Here is a 16,676-nt window from a genome sequence, read left to right as displayed (position 1 = left end):
TCTTGATTTGCTAGCGGAGTGCGCGTCACTCGTGCGCTCCCAATCTTTACATAGGCTTCCCCCCGAAATGATGGACATCAACGAGATTCGCGAATACCTGCCTCACCGTTACCCGTTCCTGCTGGTGGATCGGGTCGTGGACCTGGATGTTGAAGGCAAGCGCATTCGCGCCTACAAGAATGTCAGCATCAACGAACCATTCTTCAATGGTCACTTCCCCGCGCATCCAATCATGCCGGGCGTTCTGATCATCGAGGCGATGGCTCAGGCTGCCGGGATCCTTGGTTTCAAAATGCTCGACGTAAAGCCTGCCGATGGCACGCTTTATTATTTTGTCGGCTCCGACAAGCTGCGCTTCCGCCAGCCTGTCACCCCGGGCGATCAGTTGATCCTCGAGGCCAAATTCATCAGCTGCAAGCGCCAGATCTGGAAATTCGAGTGCCAGGCTTCGGTCGACGGCAAGCCGGTCTGCTCCGCTGAAATCATCTGCGCGGAACGCAAGCTATGAATTTGATTGACCCTCGCGCAATCATCGATCCGACGGCCGTTCTGGCCGCCGATGTCGAGGTTGGCCCTTGGTCGATCATCGGCGCAGGTGTGGAAATCGGCGAGGGCACGGTGATCGGCCCCCACGTAATTCTCAAGGGACCGACCCGGATTGGCCGGCACAATCGCATCTACCAGTTTTCGTCGATAGGCGAGGACACGCCCGATCTCAAGTACAAAGGTGAAGAAACGCGTCTGGTCATCGGCGATCACAACGTGATCCGCGAAGGCGTGACGATTCACCGTGGCACCGTTCAAGACCGTTCCGAAACGACCCTGGGCGACCACAACCTGATCATGGCGTATGCCCACATCGGTCATGACAGCGTTATCGGCAACCATTGCATTCTGGTCAACAACACCGCGCTGGCCGGCCACGTGCATGTGGACGATTGGGCGATCCTGTCCGGGTTTACCCTGGTCCATCAGTATTGCCATATCGGCGCCCACAGTTTTTCCGGCATGGGCACCGCCATCGGCAAGGACGTTCCAGCCTACGTCACCGTGTTCGGCAACCCGGCCGAAGCCCGCAGCATGAACTTCGAAGGCATGCGCCGTCGTGGTTTCAGCGAAGAGGCAATTTCCGCGCTGCGTCGGGCCTACAAGGTGGTGTATCGCCAGGGCCTGACCGTCGAGCAGGCGCTCGCCGAGCTGGCCGAGGCTTCGCGGCAGCACCCGGAAGTCGCGATCTTCCGCGATTCCATCCAGTCTTCGACCCGCGGCATCACTCGCTGACCATGGTTAACGTGCGCGTTGCACTGGTGGCGGGAGAGGCTTCCGGTGACATCCTGGGCGCCGGCCTGATGCGCGCGCTCAAGGCGCAGCATCCCGCGGTGGAGTTCATCGGGGTCGGCGGGCCGTTGATGCAGGCCGAGGGCCTGACCTCCTATTTCCCGATGGAACGCCTGTCGGTGATGGGGCTGGTGGAGGTGCTCGGTCGCCTGCGCGAGTTGCTGGCCCGGCGCAAGAAGCTGATCCAGACCCTGATCGACGAAAAACCGGACGTGTTCATCGGCATCGACGCTCCGGATTTCACCCTCAATATCGAACTCAAGCTGCGCCAGGCCGGCATCAAGACGGTTCATTACGTCAGCCCTTCGGTCTGGGCGTGGCGGCAGAAACGCGTATTGAAGATTCGCGAGGGCTGCGACCTGATGCTGACGCTGCTGCCATTCGAAGCCAGGTTCTACGAAGAAAAGGGCGTGCCCGTGCGGTTTGTCGGTCACACTTTGGCCGACACCGTTCCGCTGGAGGCGGACCGCGCGGCGGCGCGCCAAGCGTTGGGCCTGCCCGACGGTCCGTTGGTGGCCTTGATGCCCGGCAGCCGGGGTGGCGAGGTGAGTCGCCTGGGGGGCTTGTTCTTCGATGCCGCCGAACGTCTGCAAGCGATGCGTCCTGGCGTCACGTTCGTCTTGCCGTGCGCCAGCCCTCAGCGGCGGGTCCAGCTTGAAGCGCTGCTGGCCGGGCGCGATTTGTCGGTGACGCTACTCGACGGTCAATCCCATCAGGCGCTAGCGGCCTGCGATGCCGTGTTGATTGCGTCCGGCACTGCTACCCTTGAGGCATTGTTGTTCAAGCGCCCAATGGTGGTCGCCTATCGCCTGGCGCCGCTGACATTCTGGATTCTCAAGCGCATGGTCAAGAGCCCTTACGTCTCGTTACCGAACCTGTTGGCCCAGCGCCTGTTGGTGCCTGAATTGCTTCAGGACGACGCAACGGCCGACGCGCTGGCCAAGACGCTTTCGCCGCTGATTGATGGCGGTGAAGAGCAGACGCGAGGCTTCGATGAGATTCACCGTACCTTGCGCCGCGATGCCTCCAACCAGGCGGCGGACGCGGTATTGACCTTGATTGGCGCAAAACAATGAATCCTGTGAAGCAGATGGGCCTGGACTTCAACCTGGTCGCCGAAGTCGAAGAACTGGTGGCCGGTGTCGACGAGGTCGGTCGTGGCCCGTTGTGCGGAGCCGTGGTGACGGCTGCGGTGATTCTCGACCCGAACCGGCCGATCATTGGCCTCGATGATTCGAAAAAACTCACCGAGGCCCGTCGTGAAAAGCTCTACGACGAAATCTGCGAAAAAGCGCTGAGCTGGTGCATCGCCCGGGCCGAGGTCGAAGAGATTGACGAGTTGAACATCCTGCACGCCACCATGCTTGCAATGCAGCGTGCGGTACAAGGCCTGCATATCACCCCGAGACTGGCGATGATCGACGGCAACCGCTGCCCCAACCTGTCGATGCGCGCCGAGGCGGTCATTCAGGGCGACGGCAAGGTGCCCGCCATCGCGGCGGCTTCGATCCTGGCGAAAGTCAGCCGTGACCGGGAAATGACCGCTTTCGAATTGATCTACCCGGGCTACGGGATCGGCAGCCACAAGGGCTATGCGACGCCGGTTCATCTGGAGGCCCTGGCGCGCCTCGGACCAACGCCCATCCATCGACGCTCCTTCGCCCCGGTGCGGCTGGCTTATGAAGCCCGTGACGGCTTGATCGAAATCTAAGGTTCATTCCTCAGGTGGACAGCATGAGTTGCTGGCTGATGTTTTACCCAAGGCCCGGTACAATCCGGGCCTTGTTGTTTTCATGACTTAACGCAGGATCACTATGCCGGCTTCATTCGTTCATCTACGCCTGCACACTGAGTATTCCCTGGTCGACGGCCTGGTGCGGATCAAGCCACTGGTCAAGACCCTGGTGGGCATGAACATGCCTGCCGTGGCGGTCACCGACCAGAACAACATGTGTTCGCTGGTCAAGTTCTACAAGGCCGCCATGGGCGCCGGGATCAAGCCGATCTGCGGCGCCGACCTGTGGCTGTCGAACAAAGACCCGGACGCGCCGCTGAGCCGTATCAGCCTGTTGGTGATGAACGCCCAGGGTTATCGCAACCTCACCGAACTGATCTCCCGTGGCTTTATCGATGGCCAGCGCAACGGCTCGATCATCATCGAGCGCGAGTGGGTGGCCGAGGCCAGTGAAGGGCTGATTATGCTGTCGGCGGCCAAGGAGGGTGAAATCGGCCTGGCCCTGCTCAGTGGCAACCCCGACGAAGCCGAGATCCTGGCCCGTGACTGGATGGCGGTGTTCCCGGACCGTTTCTACATCGAGGTGCAGCGCACCCGCCGCCCCAACGACGAAGAACACCTGCACGCCGCCGTGGCCCTGGCTGACAAGATCGGCGCGCCGCTGGTGGCGACCAACGACGTGCGGTTCATCAAGCAGGAAGATTTCGAAGCCCACGAAACCCGTGTCTGCATCGGTGAGGGCCGGGCCCTCGACGACCCGCGTCGGTCGAAGAACTACAGCGACCAGCAATACCTCAAGAGCGCCGAGGAAATGGCCGAGTTGTTCAGCGACTTGCCCGAGGCGTTGGAAAACACCGTCGAGATCGCCAAGCGCTGCAACATCGAAGTGAAACTGGGCAAGCACTTCTTGCCCAACTTCCCGATTCCCGATGGCATGACCATCGACGAATATTTTCGCAAGGTCTCGTTCGACGGCCTCGAGGAACGCTTGAGCGTCCTGCTGCCCAAGGACACCACCGAAGACTACGAAGCCAAGCGCCAGGTCTATGTCGACCGGTTGAATTTCGAGCTGGATATCATCATCCAGATGGGCTTCCCCGGTTACTTCCTGATCGTGATGGACTTCATCCAGTGGGCCAAGAGCAACGGCGTGCCGGTCGGCCCTGGCCGGGGATCGGGTGCCGGGTCGCTGGTGGCCTATGTGCAGAAGATTACCGACCTTGACCCGCTGGAATATGACCTGCTGTTCGAACGTTTCCTGAACCCGGAACGGGTTTCCATGCCCGACTTCGACGTCGACTTCTGCATGGATGGTCGTGACCGGGTGATCGACTACGTGGCCGAGAAATACGGCCGCAACGCCGTAAGCCAGATCATCACCTTCGGTTCCATGGCCGCCAAGGCTGTGGTACGTGACGTGGCGCGGGTGCAAGGCAAGTCCTACGGCCTGGCGGATCGCCTGTCGAAAATGATCCCGTTTGAAGTCGGCATGACCCTGGAGAAGGCCTACGAGCAGGAAGAAATCCTGCGCGATTTCATCAAGGTCGACGAAGAGGCCGCGGAAATCTGGGAGATGGCCCGCAAGCTTGAAGGCGTGGTGCGTAACGTCGGCAAGCACGCGGGTGGCGTGGTGATCGCGCCGACCAAGCTGACCGACTTCTCGCCGATCTATTGCGATGAAGAGGGCGACGGCCTGGTCACCCAGTTCGACAAGGATGACGTCGAGGCGGCGGGCCTGGTGAAGTTCGACTTCCTGGGCCTGCGGACCCTGACCATCATCGACTGGGCGCTGAAAACCATCAACCGCGACCGCGCCAAGGTCGGTGAAGCACCGCTGGACATTGCCTTCATCCCGCTGGATGACAAGCCGACCTACAGCCTGTTGCAGAAAGCCGAGACCACGGCGGTGTTCCAGCTTGAATCCCGGGGCATGAAGGAGCTGATCAAGAAGCTCAAGCCCGACTGCCTGGAAGACCTCATCGCATTGGTGGCACTGTTCCGTCCGGGGCCTCTGCAATCGGGCATGGTGGATGACTTCATCAACCGTAAGCACGGTCGCGCCGAGCTGGCGTACCCGCACTCGGATTATCAGTACGAAGGCTTGAAGCCGGTGCTGGCGCCGACCTACGGCATCATCCTGTATCAGGAACAGGTGATGCAGATTGCCCAGGTGATGGCTGGCTACACGCTCGGCGGCGCGGACATGCTGCGTCGGGCCATGGGTAAGAAAAAACCCGAGGAGATGGCCAAGCAGCGCGGCGGCTTCATCGAAGGTTGCGCGACCAACGGCATTGACCCTGACCTGGCCGGGAACATTTTCGACCTGGTGGAAAAATTCGCCGGTTACGGCTTCAACAAATCCCACTCCGCCGCCTACGGCCTGGTCTCGTACCAGACCGCCTGGCTGAAGGCGCATTACCCGGCGCCGTTCATGGCCGCGGTACTGTCGGCGGATATGCACAACACCGACAAGGTCGTGACCTTGATCGAAGAAGTGCGCACCATGAAGCTGCGCCTCGACGCACCCGACGTGAACGCTTCGGAGTTCAAGTTCACGGTGAACGACGAAGGCCGCATCATCTATGGCCTGGGCGCGATCAAGGGCGTGGGCGAAGGGCCAGTGGAAGCCATCACCGAAGCGCGCCAGGACGGGCCGTTCAAGGACCTCTTCGATTTCTGCGCCCGGGTCGACCTCAAGCGCATCAACAAGCGCACCCTTGACGGCTTGATCCGCAGTGGCGCGCTGGACCGCCTGGGCCCTTACTTCCAGGACGAGCCCAAGGCCTACCAGGCCAACATCGACCGCAACCGCGCAGTGTTGCTGGCCGCCATGGAAGAGGCGATCAAGGCCGCCGAGCAAACGGCGCGTACCCACGACAGCGGTCACGCCGACCTGTTTGGCGGGCTGTTCGTCGAAGAAGACGCCGATGTCTACGCCAACCATCGCAAGGCCAAGGAACTGACCCTCAAGGAACGCCTCAAGGGTGAGAAAGACACCTTGGGCCTGTACCTGACCGGTCACCCGATCGACGAGTACGAAGGGGAGATACGTCGTTTCGCCCGCCAGCGCATCATCGACCTCAAGCCTGCTCGCGATACGCAAACCGTCGCCGGTATGATCATTGCCCTGCGGGTGATGAAAAACAAAAAGGGCGACAAGATGGGCTTCATCACCCTCGACGACCGCTCCGGGCGCATCGAGGCTTCGTTGTTCGCCGATGCGTTCCATTCGGCGCAGTCGCTGTTGCAGACCGACGCGATGGTGGTGGTGGAGGGCGAAGTCAGCAACGACGACTTTTCCGGTGGCCTGCGGCTGCGGGTCAAGCGGGTGATGAGCATGGAGGATGCTCGTACCAACCTGGCGGAAAGCCTGCGCTTGAAGTTGCAGACCCAGGATCTGAAGGGCGATCAGCTACGCTGGTTGGGCGAATTGTTCAAACGCCATCGCGGTGCGTGCCCGATTACCATGGAGTACGTGCGACCCGACGCCAAGGCCGTGTTGCAGTTCGGCGAGGGCTGGCGGATCGATCCGGCGGATGCGTTGATTCAAGCCTTGCGTGACCAGTTCGGCAAAGACAACGTCTTCCTCCAATACCGTTGACGGCCAGGTGCCACTCTTGAACCCAGAGCGCCCCTGACCTCGACTCGAATTTTTAATCTCGACCTGAACGCGCCTCTCCCTTAAGGTAGGGCGCGAATAGACAACCGGCCGGCCCAAGCTCTCTTGGACGTCGACCCAAGACGGACGCCTATGAACCCGAATTTTCTAGATTTCGAACAGCCGATCGCCGACCTTCAAGCCAAGATTGAAGAGTTGCGCTTGGTCGGTAACGACAATTCGCTGAATATCGGCGATGAAATCTCTCGGCTGCAGGACAAAAGCCGCACGCTGACCGAGGACATCTTCGGCAAGCTGACCAGCTGGCAGATCGCGCGTCTGGCGCGTCATCCGCGTCGCCCCTACACCCTGGACTACATTGAACACATCTTCACCGAGTTCGATGAGCTCCACGGCGACCGCCACTTCTCCGACGACGCCGCGATCGTCGGCGGTGTCGCTCGCCTGGACGACCAGCCGGTCATGATCATCGGTCACCAGAAGGGCCGCGAAGTGCGCGAAAAAGTGCGCCGCAACTTTGGTATGCCGCGTCCGGAAGGCTATCGCAAGGCCTGCCGCCTGATGGAAATGGCCGAACGCTTCAAGATGCCGATCCTGACGTTCATCGACACGCCGGGCGCCTATCCGGGCATCGACGCCGAAGAGCGCAACCAGAGTGAAGCGATCGCTTGGAACCTGCGCGTCATGGCACGCCTGAAAACGCCGATCATCGCCACGGTGATTGGCGAAGGCGGTTCCGGCGGTGCATTGGCCATTGGCGTCTGCGACCAGTTGAACATGCTGCAATATTCCACCTACGCGGTGATCTCGCCGGAAGGCTGCGCCTCGATCCTGTGGAAAACCGCCGAGAAGGCACCGGATGCCGCTGAGGCCATGGGCATCACCGCCGAGCGTCTCAAGGGCCTGGGCATCGTCGACAAAGTGATCAGCGAGCCGGTGGGCGGCGCCCATCGTGACCCAGCGGCGGCCGCGGCACTGATCCGCGCCGAGCTGAGTTCGCAGCTGTCGATGTTGAAGAAGTTCGACAACGATGAACTGTTGACTCGTCGCTATGAGCGGTTGATGAGCTACGGTCTCTGATCTGAGCGCTGTATCCATGTGGGGCGAGCTGTCTCGCTTCCACATGGGCTCGTACCAAGGCTGAATCCTATGAACCCCAGCGCGGATCTGCCCTCCCGTCTCCTCGTACAGCTAGCCCCTCGGCGCAACGCCGCCAACTGGCGCATCGCCTTCTCCGGTGGTCTCGACTCCACCGTCCTGCTGCATCTGCTCGTATCCCTGGCAAAAAACCAAACCTTGCCTGCGCTAAGCGCTATCCATGTGCATCACGGCCTCCAAGCTGTGGCCGATGCCTGGCCGGACCATTGTCGACGGGTTTGCGAAGCGCTTGGAGTGCCGCTGCAGGTGGTCAGTGTCCAAGTCCGTCCCGGCGCCAGCGTCGAGCGCGCTGCCCGGGACGCACGTTATGGCGCTTTCATCGCGACGACGCATGACAACGACGTGCTGCTCACCGCCCAGCACCGGGACGACCAGGCCGAAACCTTGCTGTTTCGCTTGCTGCGCGGAGCGGGGGTGAGAGGCTTGTCGGCCATGCCGAGGCAGCGTCCCTTGGGGCAGGGCTACTTGCTACGGCCGTTGCTCGATGTGTCCCGCGCCGAGCTGCAAACCTATGCCGCGCTACAGGGCCTGAGCTGGGTCGAGGACCCTTCCAACGATGATCATCGCTACGCGCGCAATTACCTGCGCCAGCGAGTTTTTCCGGCACTGACCGAGCAATGGCCCCAGGCATCGATGACTCTGGCCCGCAGTGCCGCGCACCTGAGCGAGGCCCAAGGTTTGCTGGAAGAGTTGGCGCAGATCGATCTGGAGCGCGCCCGGACGCCTGGCGCGTTCGACTGGCTTGGATTGCGATCGCTTGAACTGGCGCCATTGCAGGCCCTGTCACCGGCCCGCCAGCGCAATGTCCTGAGCCATTGGTTGGCCTCGGTGACGAGGCTTCCCGACAGCGATCATTGGGCCGGCTGGGATTCGTTGCGTGATGCAAAGGAAGATGCCCATCCGGTCTGGCGATTGGCGGATGGCGAGTTACACCGTTCAGGCGGACGAATCTTTTGGTTATCCGACCGTTGGTTGCGCGCGGTCGCGGGTCCCATTCAATGGCCGCGGATCGACTTGCCATTGCTGCTGCCGGGCAATGGACGGGTGATGCTGCGCGGCGAGATTCCCGCCGGTCCGCTCTGCATCCGTTATCGCCAGGGCGGCGAAGTCATGCAATTGCCGGGGCGCGGCCACCGTGATCTCAAGCGTCTGTTCAACGAAAGCGGCGTGCCCGCGTTCGCTCGCGGTCGATGGCCGCTGCTCTACCGGGGCGAGCAATTGCTGGCGGTGGCGAGCCTTGCGGGGCTCGACGGCAGTGCTGATAGCGGTTGGCAGTTGATCTGGCAGCCATGAAAGCCAAGATCTGGGTTTGAGCTGAAAGGGGCTTTCCGGTAGACTACGCTCCCTTCTTGATACAACTTCTGTGGATTCGCCTGAATTGCAGGAGTTGCCGATTACCAAGCAGTCTTTGCTGGGCGATTCCAAAAAATGTGTAGCGAGCAACGTACCGGTGATTTCACCTCCGGTCTGTCCCGACGCGGCGGTTTTTTTGAAAGGTGCACTGTGATTAATGCAGGTGATCGGGGGCTTCGGCCTTCCTTCGCTTTCCCCGGCGGCTCGGACCGCTTTAACGCAGACTTCTAGGGTTTTTCATGACGCGCTACATATTCGTCACGGGCGGTGTTGTTTCTTCATTGGGGAAAGGCATTGCCTCGGCTTCATTGGCGGCCATCCTGGAGGCGCGGGGACTTAAGGTCACCATGCTCAAGCTGGACCCGTACATCAACGTCGACCCGGGTACGATGAGCCCGTTCCAGCACGGTGAAGTGTTCGTCACCCATGACGGCGCCGAGACCGACCTGGACCTGGGCCACTACGAGCGGTTCATCCGCACGACCATGACCCAGAACAACAACTTCACCACCGGCCGTGTCTACGAGCACGTGCTGCGCAAAGAGCGCCGTGGTGATTACCTGGGCGCGACCATCCAGGTCATCCCGCACATCACCGACGAGATCAAGCGCCGCATCATCAAGGGTGCCGGCGACGCCGACGTGGCGATGGTCGAGATCGGCGGCACCGTGGGCGATATCGAGTCCCAGCCGTTCCTCGAGGCTATCCGCCAACTGCGTTTCGAAATCGGCGCCAAGCGCGCGATGTTGATGCACCTGACACTGGTGCCGTACATCGCCACCGCCGGCGAAACCAAGACCAAGCCAACCCAGCATTCGGTCAAGGAGCTGCGCTCCATCGGCCTGCAGCCGGACGTGCTGATCTGCCGCTCCGATCACCCGATCGACATTTCCTCGCGTCGCAAGATCGCCCAGTTCACCAACGTTGAAGAGCGTGCGGTCATCGGCCTCGAAGACGCCGACACCATCTACAAGATCCCGGGCATCCTGCACGCCCAAGGCCTGGACGACTTTGTCGTCGAGCGCTTCGGTCTGCAGTGCGCGAGCGCCGACCTGTCCGAATGGGAAGCCGTGGTCGATGCCAAGCTCAACCCGGAGCACGAAGTCACCATCGCCATGGTCGGCAAGTACATGGAACTGCTGGATGCCTACAAATCGCTGATCGAAGCGATGAGCCACGCCGGTATCAGCAACCGCACCAAGGTCAACCTGCGCTACATCGATTCCGAAGACATCGAGAACCAGGGCACCGGCCTGCTCGAAGGCGCCGATGCGATCCTCGTGCCGGGCGGCTTTGGCCTGCGTGGTGTAGAAGGCAAGATCACCGCGGTGCAATACGCTCGTGAAAACAAGGTGCCGTACCTGGGCATCTGCCTGGGCATGCAAGTGGCGGTCATCGAGTTCGCCCGTAACGTGATGGGCTGGAAAGACGCCAACTCCACCGAGTTCGATCGTGCCAGCGGCCACCCGGTCGTAGGCCTGATCACCGAGTGGGAGGACGCCACCGGTGCCGTGGAAGTGCGCACCGAAACTTCGGACCTGGGCGGCACCATGCGCCTCGGCGCCCAGGAATGCCTGCTTGAAGCCGGCTCCAAGGTGCACGATTGCTACGCCAAGGATGTGATCGTCGAGCGCCATCGTCATCGCTACGAAGTGAACAACAACCTGCTGCCGCAACTGATCGAAGCCGGCCTGAAGATTTCCGGCCGCTCCGGTGACGGCGCGCTGGTTGAAGTGGTCGAGGCGGCGGATCATCCATGGTTTGTCGCTTGCCAGTTCCACCCGGAGTTCACCTCGACACCGCGCGACGGCCATCCGTTGTTCAGCGGTTTCGTGAAAGCCGCTTTGGCTCAACACCAGAAAAAGGCATAAGACCATGGCCCAGAAGATCATCCGCGTCGGCGACATCGAGATTGCCAACGACAAGCCCATGGTGCTGTTTGGCGGCATGAACGTGCTGGAAAGCCGCGACATGGCGATGCAGGTCTGCGAAGAATACGTGAAGGTCACCCAGAAACTGGGCATCCCTTACGTTTTCAAGGCCAGCTTCGACAAGGCCAACCGCTCGTCGGTCACTTCCTACCGTGGCCCGGGCCTGGAAGAAGGCATGCGGATCTTCCAGGACATCAAGCAAGCCTTCGGCGTGCCGATCATCACCGACGTCCATGAGCCGGCCCAGGCCGCGGTCGTCGCCGAGGTCTGCGACATCATCCAGCTGCCAGCCTTCCTGTCGCGCCAGACCGACCTGGTGGTGGCGATGGCTAAGACCGGCGCGGTGATCAATATCAAGAAGGCCCAGTTCCTCGCGCCCCAGGAAATGAAGCACATCCTGAGCAAGTGCGAGGAAGCCGGGAATGACCAGTTGATCCTCTGCGAGCGTGGTTCGAGCTTCGGCTACAACAACCTGGTAGTGGACATGCTCGGCTTCGGCATCATGAAGCAGTTCGAGTACCCGGTGTTCTTCGACGTGACCCATGCGTTGCAAATGCCGGGCGGTCGTTCCGACTCCGCCGGTGGTCGTCGCGCCCAGGTGACCGACCTGGCCAAGGCCGGCATGAGCCAGTCCTTGGCGGGCCTGTTCCTCGAAGCCCACCCTGATCCGGACAACGCCAAGTGTGACGGCCCTTGTGCCTTGCGCTTGAACAAGCTGGAACCTTTCCTGTCTCAGCTCAAGTCGCTGGACGAGCTGGTCAAGGGTTTTCCGACGATAGAAACCGCGTAACACGGCTTTCTCCGGTAAAGTACCGCTCGATAAACGCTCTGGCCTGCGGGCCGGGCGTTATCGTCGGCAAGCCTGCCCGCTGCTTTCTGCCCGCCGACGGTAAAAGATTTCCTCTCGCTGCGTCGTTTTCGTCAACTTTGGAGTGTTTACAACAATGGCAAAAATCGTCGACATCAAAGGTCGTGAAGTTCTCGACTCCCGTGGCAACCCCACTGTCGAAGCGGACGTGCTTCTCGACAACGGCATCATCGGCAGCGCCTGCGCGCCGTCCGGTGCTTCCACTGGCTCGCGCGAAGCGCTGGAGCTGCGTGATGGCGACAAGAGCCGTTACCTGGGCAAGGGCGTGCTGAAAGCTGTCGCCAACATCAACGGTCCGATCCGCGACCTGTTGCTGGGCAAGGATCCTGCCGACCAGAAAGCCCTCGATCAGGCCATGATCAAGCTCGACGGTACTGAAAACAAAGCCACCCTGGGCGCCAATGCGATCCTCGCCGTTTCCCTGGCCGCTGCCAAGGCTGCCGCCCAGGACCAGGACCTGCCGCTGTATGCACACATCGCCAACCTGAACGGTACGCCGGGCGTCTACTCGATGCCGGTGCCGATGATGAACATCATCAACGGCGGCGAGCATGCCGATAACAACGTCGACATCCAGGAATTCATGGTACAGCCGGTCGGCGCCAAGACCTTCTCCGAAGGCCTGCGCATGGGCACCGAGATCTTCCATCACCTCAAGGCTGTGCTCAAAGCCCGTGGCCTGAGCACTGCGGTGGGCGACGAAGGCGGCTTCGCGCCGAACCTGGCGTCCAACGAAGACGCACTGAAAGTGATCTCCGAAGCCGTGGCCAACGCCGGCTACAAACTGGGCACCGACGTGACCCTGGCCCTGGACTGCGCCGCCAGTGAATTCTACGAAGACGGCAAGTACAACCTGTCCGGCGAAGGCCAGGTGTTCACTGCCGAAGGTTTTGCCGACTATCTCAAGGGCCTGACCGAACGTTACCCGATCATCTCCATCGAAGACGGCCTGGACGAGTCCGACTGGGCCGGCTGGAAAATCCTCACTGACAAGATCGGCGAAAAAACCCAGCTGGTGGGCGACGACTTGTTCGTGACCAACACCAAGATCCTGAAAGAAGGCATCGACAAGAAGATCGCCAACTCGATCCTGATCAAGTTCAACCAGATCGGCACCCTGACCGAAACCCTGGAAGCCATCCAGATGGCCAAGGCCGCCGGCTACACCGCCGTGATCTCCCACCGCTCCGGTGAAACCGAAGATTCGACCATTGCCGACCTGGCCGTGGGCACCGCGGCGGGCCAGATCAAGACCGGTTCGCTGTGCCGTTCCGACCGCGTTTCCAAGTACAACCAATTGCTGCGTATCGAAGAGCAGTTGAACGGCAAGGCCAAGTACAACGGTCGCGCCGAGTTTCGCGGCTAAGCGGTAAATGGTAAAAAGACAGCTGATTTTGTCGCAAAGGTCGCCATGACGGCGGTTTTGCCTCTAATCTGATGCCTTATCAAGCACAAGCCTGGGTTCTCCAGGCTTCGTGCTATCAGACGCTTCAAAGTTTGGCATGGCGGTCTTTTTTCACTGGATACCTGATATTCGATGCGCAGTCCCAATTGGTTGTTCCTTGTCTTGCTCTTGTTGCTGGCCGGCCTGCAGTACCGCCTGTGGGTGGGTAACGGCAGCTTGGCGCAAGTGGCCGACCTGACCCAGCAAATTGCCGATCAGCACGCTGAAAACGAAGCACTGCTGGAGCGCAATCGGGTGATGGACGCCGAAGTGATGGAACTGAAGAAAGGCATGGAGACCGTGGAAGAGCGGGCCCGTCATGAGTTGGGCATGGTCAAGGAGGGCGAAACCCTCTACCAGCTCGCCCAATGAGTATTCGTCTACCGGCCTTCTGGGCCGTGATTCCTGCCGCGGGCGTTGGCGCCCGAATGGCCGCGGACCGTCCCAAGCAATATTTGCAACTGGCCGGGCGCACTATTCTCGAACACAGCCTTGGCTGTTTCCTCGATCACCCGACCGTCAAAGGCGTGGTGGTCAGCATTGCCCACGATGACCCTTACTGGCCGACCCTGGCTTGTGCCGGCGACCCGCGCATCCAGCGTGTGGACGGAGGAGCGCAGCGTTCGGACTCGGTACTCAATGCCTTGCTGCATCTGCACGAACAGGGCGCCGATGACCATGATTGGGTGCTGGTACACGATGCCGCCCGGCCGAACCTGGCCCGGGAAGACCTGGACACTTTGTTGGGCGAGCTGTCGATCGATCCGGTCGGCGGTCTGCTGGCCGTCCCGGCGCGCGACACCCTCAAGCGCGTCGATAAACAGGGGCGCGTGCTGGAAACCGTTGATCGCAGCGTGATCTGGCAAGCCTATACACCGCAGATGTTCCGCCTCGGTGCCCTGCATCGGGCTTTGGCCGACAGCTTGGTGGCCGATGCGCTGATTACCGACGAAGCGTCCGCCATGGAATGGGCGGGGCAGGCGCCTCGGTTGATCGAAGGGCGGGCCGACAACATCAAGGTCACCCGGCCGGAAGATCTGGAGTGGTTGCGTCAACGTTGGGCTAATCGCCGCTAGCCCACACGGGTTCAATACCCATGAAACCGCCGGCTCCTAACCGCGGTATTCCGGCCGCTGCGCCAACCCTTCCTTCAAGTAATCCACCAACTTGCGCACCTTCGGCGACAAATGCCGCTGCTGTGGATACAGCGCCCACACCGCTGTGTTGGGGGGCTGATGGGTCTCCAGCAGGGAAATCAATGCACCGCTTTTCAAGTGCTCCAGCACGTAATAATCCGGAAGCTGGCACAGCCCCACGCCTTGCAGCGCAGCGTCCAACACCGCCTGCCCACTGTTGCAACGCCAGTTTCCCTGTATCCGCTGCGAAAATTCCCGGCCGTTCTGTTCCAACTGCCAGAGGTCGGAGCTGCCGATCAGGCAGTTGTGGCGACTCAGTTCAGACAAACTGTGGGGCCGGCCGTAGCGTTCCAGATAGGATGGTGACGCACACAGGTACATTTGCCGTGGCGCCAGGCGCGTGGCCACCAGGCGCGAGTCCTGCAACCGGCCGAGGCGAATCGCCAGATCCAGGCTTTCGTGCACCAGGTCCAGCGGCCGATTGCTCAGGTCGATGTCCACCCGCAACTGCGGATAAATCCCCATGAACCGCGTCACCAACGGCACGATGAACCGTTCGCCATAGGCCACGGCGCAGGTCATTCGAAGCATGCCCTTGGGTTCGCTGGTCAGGTCGCCCACCGCCCGCAATGCTTCTTCGCGTCCGTCCTGAAGGCGCTGGCAATGCTGCAAAAAGGTTTGGCCGGCTTCGGTCAGCGTTACCCGGCGAGTGCTGCGATAGAGCAAACGTGTTTGAAGACGTTCTTCAAGCCGTACGATTTGTCGACTGATATGGGACGAAGAAACCCCAAGGCGTTCGGCGGCGGCGGTGAACTGGCTGCATTCGGCCACGGCCACAAATTCGTCGATTCCTTCCCAGCGGCTATCAGACATTTAGGATTATCCCTGTGCGGCAATAATGTTTTGCTTTTGGCCGGATTATTCATCGTCCGGTGAAGGATTACACTCCCGGTCTCGTCTTTATTTGCTGGAGTATCTGAATTGATCAAGTCGCGCGCCGCCGTTGCCTTCGAGGCCAAGAAACCGCTGGAAATCGTCGAAGTCGACGTCGCCATGCCCAAGGCAGGCGAAGTGTTGCTGCGCGTGGTGGCTTCGGGTGTTTGTCATACCGATGCATACACCTTGTCCGGCGCCGATCCGGAGGGGATTTTCCCGTCGATCCTCGGCCACGAAGGCGGCGCGATTGTCGAAGCCATCGGTGAGGGCGTGACTTCGGTAGCGGTGGGCGACCACGTGATTCCGCTCTACACCCCGGAGTGCGGCCAGTGCAAGTTCTGTAAGTCGGGCAAGACCAACCTGTGTCAGGCGATTCGCGCTACCCAGGGCAAGGGCTTGATGCCGGATGGCACTTCGCGTTTTTCCTACAAGGGCGAGACGATTTTCCACTACATGGGTACTTCGACGTTCTCCGAGTACACCGTGTTGCCGGAAATCTCCGTCGCGAAGATTCCAAAAGAAGCGCCGCTGGAAAAGGTTTGCCTGCTGGGTTGTGGCGTCACCACGGGTATCGGCGCGGTGCTCAACACCGCGAAGGTCAAGCCGGGTGACACCGTGGCCATTTTTGGCCTGGGCGGCATCGGCCTGTCAGCGGTGATTGGCGCCGTGAAAGCCAAGGCTTCGCGCATCATCGCCATCGACATCAACCCGGCCAAGTTCGAAATTGCCAAGCAGCTCGGTGCCACCGACTGCGTCAACCCGAAAGACTTCGACCGTCCGATCCAGGAAGTCATCGTCGATATGACCGACGGCGGCGTGGACTTTTCCTTCGAGTGCATCGGCAATGTTCAACTGATGCGTGCCGCGCTGGAATGCTGCCACAAAGGTTGGGGCGAGTCGGTGATCATCGGCGTGGCCGGGGCCGGCCAGGAAATCGCCACCCGCCCATTCCAGTTGGTGACCGGGCGCGTCTGGCGCGGTTCGGCATTTGGTGGTGTGCGCGGTCGCAGCGAGTTGCCAAGCTACGTGGAAATGGCCGAGAAGGGCGAGATCCCGCTGGACACGTTCATTACCCACACCATGGGCCTGGAAGACATCAACAAAGCCTTTGACCTGATGCACGAAGGCAAGAGCATTCGTACCGTTATTCATTTCTAA

At 60.8% G+C, this 16,676-nt stretch carries 13 protein-coding genes and 1 pseudogene; 13 read left to right on the top strand and 1 reads right to left on the bottom strand.

Features of this window, described 5'->3' with window-relative positions:
• The first annotated feature begins 67 nt into the window (after positions 1 to 67).
• The 12 genes and pseudogenes from fabZ (at position 68) to ispD (ending at position 14,522) form a co-directional block, all read left to right on the top strand.
• Positions 68 to 508, top strand: a complete 441-nt coding sequence (gene fabZ, locus J3P82_RS20560; protein ID WP_003184897.1) for a 3-hydroxyacyl-ACP dehydratase FabZ — start codon at positions 68 to 70, stop codon at positions 506 to 508.
• Entirely contained in the window at positions 505 to 1,281 is a 777-nt protein-coding gene (lpxA, locus tag J3P82_RS20555; RefSeq protein WP_434558431.1) for an acyl-ACP--UDP-N-acetylglucosamine O-acyltransferase, read from the top strand. Before fabZ ends, lpxA begins: the two co-directional genes overlap by 4 nt.
• Before the next feature lie 2 nt (positions 1,282 to 1,283).
• Positions 1,284 to 2,414, top strand: coding sequence for a lipid-A-disaccharide synthase (lpxB, locus tag J3P82_RS20550; RefSeq protein ID WP_434558430.1), 1,131 nt, complete (start codon positions 1,284 to 1,286; stop codon positions 2,412 to 2,414).
• Positions 2,411 to 3,049 carry a ribonuclease HII gene (gene rnhB, locus J3P82_RS20545; RefSeq protein ID WP_434558429.1) on the top strand — a complete coding sequence of 213 codons (639 nt, stop codon included), beginning with the start codon at positions 2,411 to 2,413 and terminating at the stop codon, positions 3,047 to 3,049. The genes lpxB and rnhB overlap by 4 nt, the downstream gene beginning before the upstream one ends.
• Before the next feature lie 103 nt (positions 3,050 to 3,152).
• Positions 3,153 to 6,674 (top strand): DNA polymerase III subunit alpha, encoded by a 3,522-nt coding sequence (dnaE, locus tag J3P82_RS20540; protein WP_434558428.1) that lies wholly within the window; start codon positions 3,153 to 3,155, stop codon positions 6,672 to 6,674.
• A 150-nt stretch (positions 6,675 to 6,824) separates the two neighbouring features.
• A complete protein-coding gene (locus tag J3P82_RS20535) occupies positions 6,825 to 7,772 on the top strand; it encodes an acetyl-CoA carboxylase carboxyltransferase subunit alpha (RefSeq protein ID WP_434558427.1) in 948 nt (315 codons plus the stop codon).
• 69 nt (positions 7,773 to 7,841) lie between these two features.
• Positions 7,842 to 9,168 (top strand): annotated as a pseudogene (gene tilS / locus J3P82_RS20530) (tRNA lysidine(34) synthetase TilS).
• A gap of 274 nt (positions 9,169 to 9,442) precedes the next feature.
• Positions 9,443 to 11,074 carry a CTP synthase gene (locus J3P82_RS20525; RefSeq protein ID WP_186611207.1) on the top strand — a complete coding sequence of 544 codons (1,632 nt, stop codon included), beginning with the start codon at positions 9,443 to 9,445 and terminating at the stop codon, positions 11,072 to 11,074.
• A gap of 4 nt (positions 11,075 to 11,078) precedes the next feature.
• On the top strand, positions 11,079 to 11,924 hold the full coding sequence (kdsA, locus tag J3P82_RS20520; RefSeq protein ID WP_122565457.1) for a 3-deoxy-8-phosphooctulonate synthase: 846 nt from the start codon (positions 11,079 to 11,081) through the stop codon (positions 11,922 to 11,924).
• A gap of 154 nt (positions 11,925 to 12,078) precedes the next feature.
• A complete protein-coding gene (eno, locus tag J3P82_RS20515; RefSeq protein WP_186611208.1) occupies positions 12,079 to 13,368 on the top strand; it encodes a phosphopyruvate hydratase in 1,290 nt (429 codons plus the stop codon).
• 171 nt (positions 13,369 to 13,539) lie between these two features.
• On the top strand, positions 13,540 to 13,818 hold the full coding sequence (ftsB, locus tag J3P82_RS20510; RefSeq protein ID WP_024779031.1) for a cell division protein FtsB: 279 nt from the start codon (positions 13,540 to 13,542) through the stop codon (positions 13,816 to 13,818).
• The gene (gene ispD / locus J3P82_RS20505) at positions 13,815 to 14,522 is read left to right on the top strand and encodes a 2-C-methyl-D-erythritol 4-phosphate cytidylyltransferase (protein WP_434558426.1); all 708 of its coding nucleotides are present in this window, start codon (positions 13,815 to 13,817) and stop codon (positions 14,520 to 14,522) included. Before ftsB ends, ispD begins: the two co-directional genes overlap by 4 nt.
• 36 nt (positions 14,523 to 14,558) lie before the next feature.
• Here ispD and J3P82_RS20500 read toward each other — a convergent pair whose 3' ends face one another.
• Entirely contained in the window at positions 14,559 to 15,455 is an 897-nt protein-coding gene (locus J3P82_RS20500; protein ID WP_434558425.1) for a LysR substrate-binding domain-containing protein, read from the bottom strand.
• Between the two features lie 108 nt (positions 15,456 to 15,563).
• Here J3P82_RS20500 and J3P82_RS20495 point away from each other — a divergent pair, with 108 nt between their 5' ends.
• Positions 15,564 to 16,676 carry an S-(hydroxymethyl)glutathione dehydrogenase/class III alcohol dehydrogenase gene (locus J3P82_RS20495; protein ID WP_025212132.1) on the top strand — a complete coding sequence of 371 codons (1,113 nt, stop codon included), beginning with the start codon at positions 15,564 to 15,566 and terminating at the stop codon, positions 16,674 to 16,676.

The organism is Pseudomonas sp. Z4-20 (genome assembly GCF_051131955.1).
GTDB classification, from domain to species: Bacteria; Pseudomonadota; Gammaproteobacteria; order Pseudomonadales; family Pseudomonadaceae; genus Aquipseudomonas; species Aquipseudomonas marvdashtae.
Note: the sequence above shows the minus strand (reverse complement) of the source record. Positions and strands in the feature narration are given on the sequence as shown.

What these genes read in the sequence shown, in the direction of transcription:
- J3P82_RS20535 (WP_434558427.1), top strand. Translation starts at nt 6,825, where the DNA reads ATGAACCCGAATTTTCTAGATTTCGAACAGCCGATCGCCGACCTTCAA.
- lpxB (WP_434558430.1), top strand. Translation starts at nt 1,284, where the DNA reads ATGGTTAACGTGCGCGTTGCACTGGTGGCGGGAGAGGCTTCCGGTGAC.
- ftsB (WP_024779031.1), top strand. Translation starts at nt 13,540, where the DNA reads ATGCGCAGTCCCAATTGGTTGTTCCTTGTCTTGCTCTTGTTGCTGGCC.
- rnhB (WP_434558429.1), top strand. Translation starts at nt 2,411, where the DNA reads ATGAATCCTGTGAAGCAGATGGGCCTGGACTTCAACCTGGTCGCCGAA.
- lpxA (WP_434558431.1), top strand. Translation starts at nt 505, where the DNA reads ATGAATTTGATTGACCCTCGCGCAATCATCGATCCGACGGCCGTTCTG.
- J3P82_RS20500 (WP_434558425.1), bottom strand. Translation starts at nt 15,455, where the DNA reads ATGTCTGATAGCCGCTGGGAAGGAATCGACGAATTTGTGGCCGTGGCC.
- J3P82_RS20525 (WP_186611207.1), top strand. Translation starts at nt 9,443, where the DNA reads ATGACGCGCTACATATTCGTCACGGGCGGTGTTGTTTCTTCATTGGGG.
- fabZ (WP_003184897.1), top strand. Translation starts at nt 68, where the DNA reads ATGATGGACATCAACGAGATTCGCGAATACCTGCCTCACCGTTACCCG.
- kdsA (WP_122565457.1), top strand. Translation starts at nt 11,079, where the DNA reads ATGGCCCAGAAGATCATCCGCGTCGGCGACATCGAGATTGCCAACGAC.
- dnaE (WP_434558428.1), top strand. Translation starts at nt 3,153, where the DNA reads ATGCCGGCTTCATTCGTTCATCTACGCCTGCACACTGAGTATTCCCTG.
- ispD (WP_434558426.1), top strand. Translation starts at nt 13,815, where the DNA reads ATGAGTATTCGTCTACCGGCCTTCTGGGCCGTGATTCCTGCCGCGGGC.
- eno (WP_186611208.1), top strand. Translation starts at nt 12,079, where the DNA reads ATGGCAAAAATCGTCGACATCAAAGGTCGTGAAGTTCTCGACTCCCGT.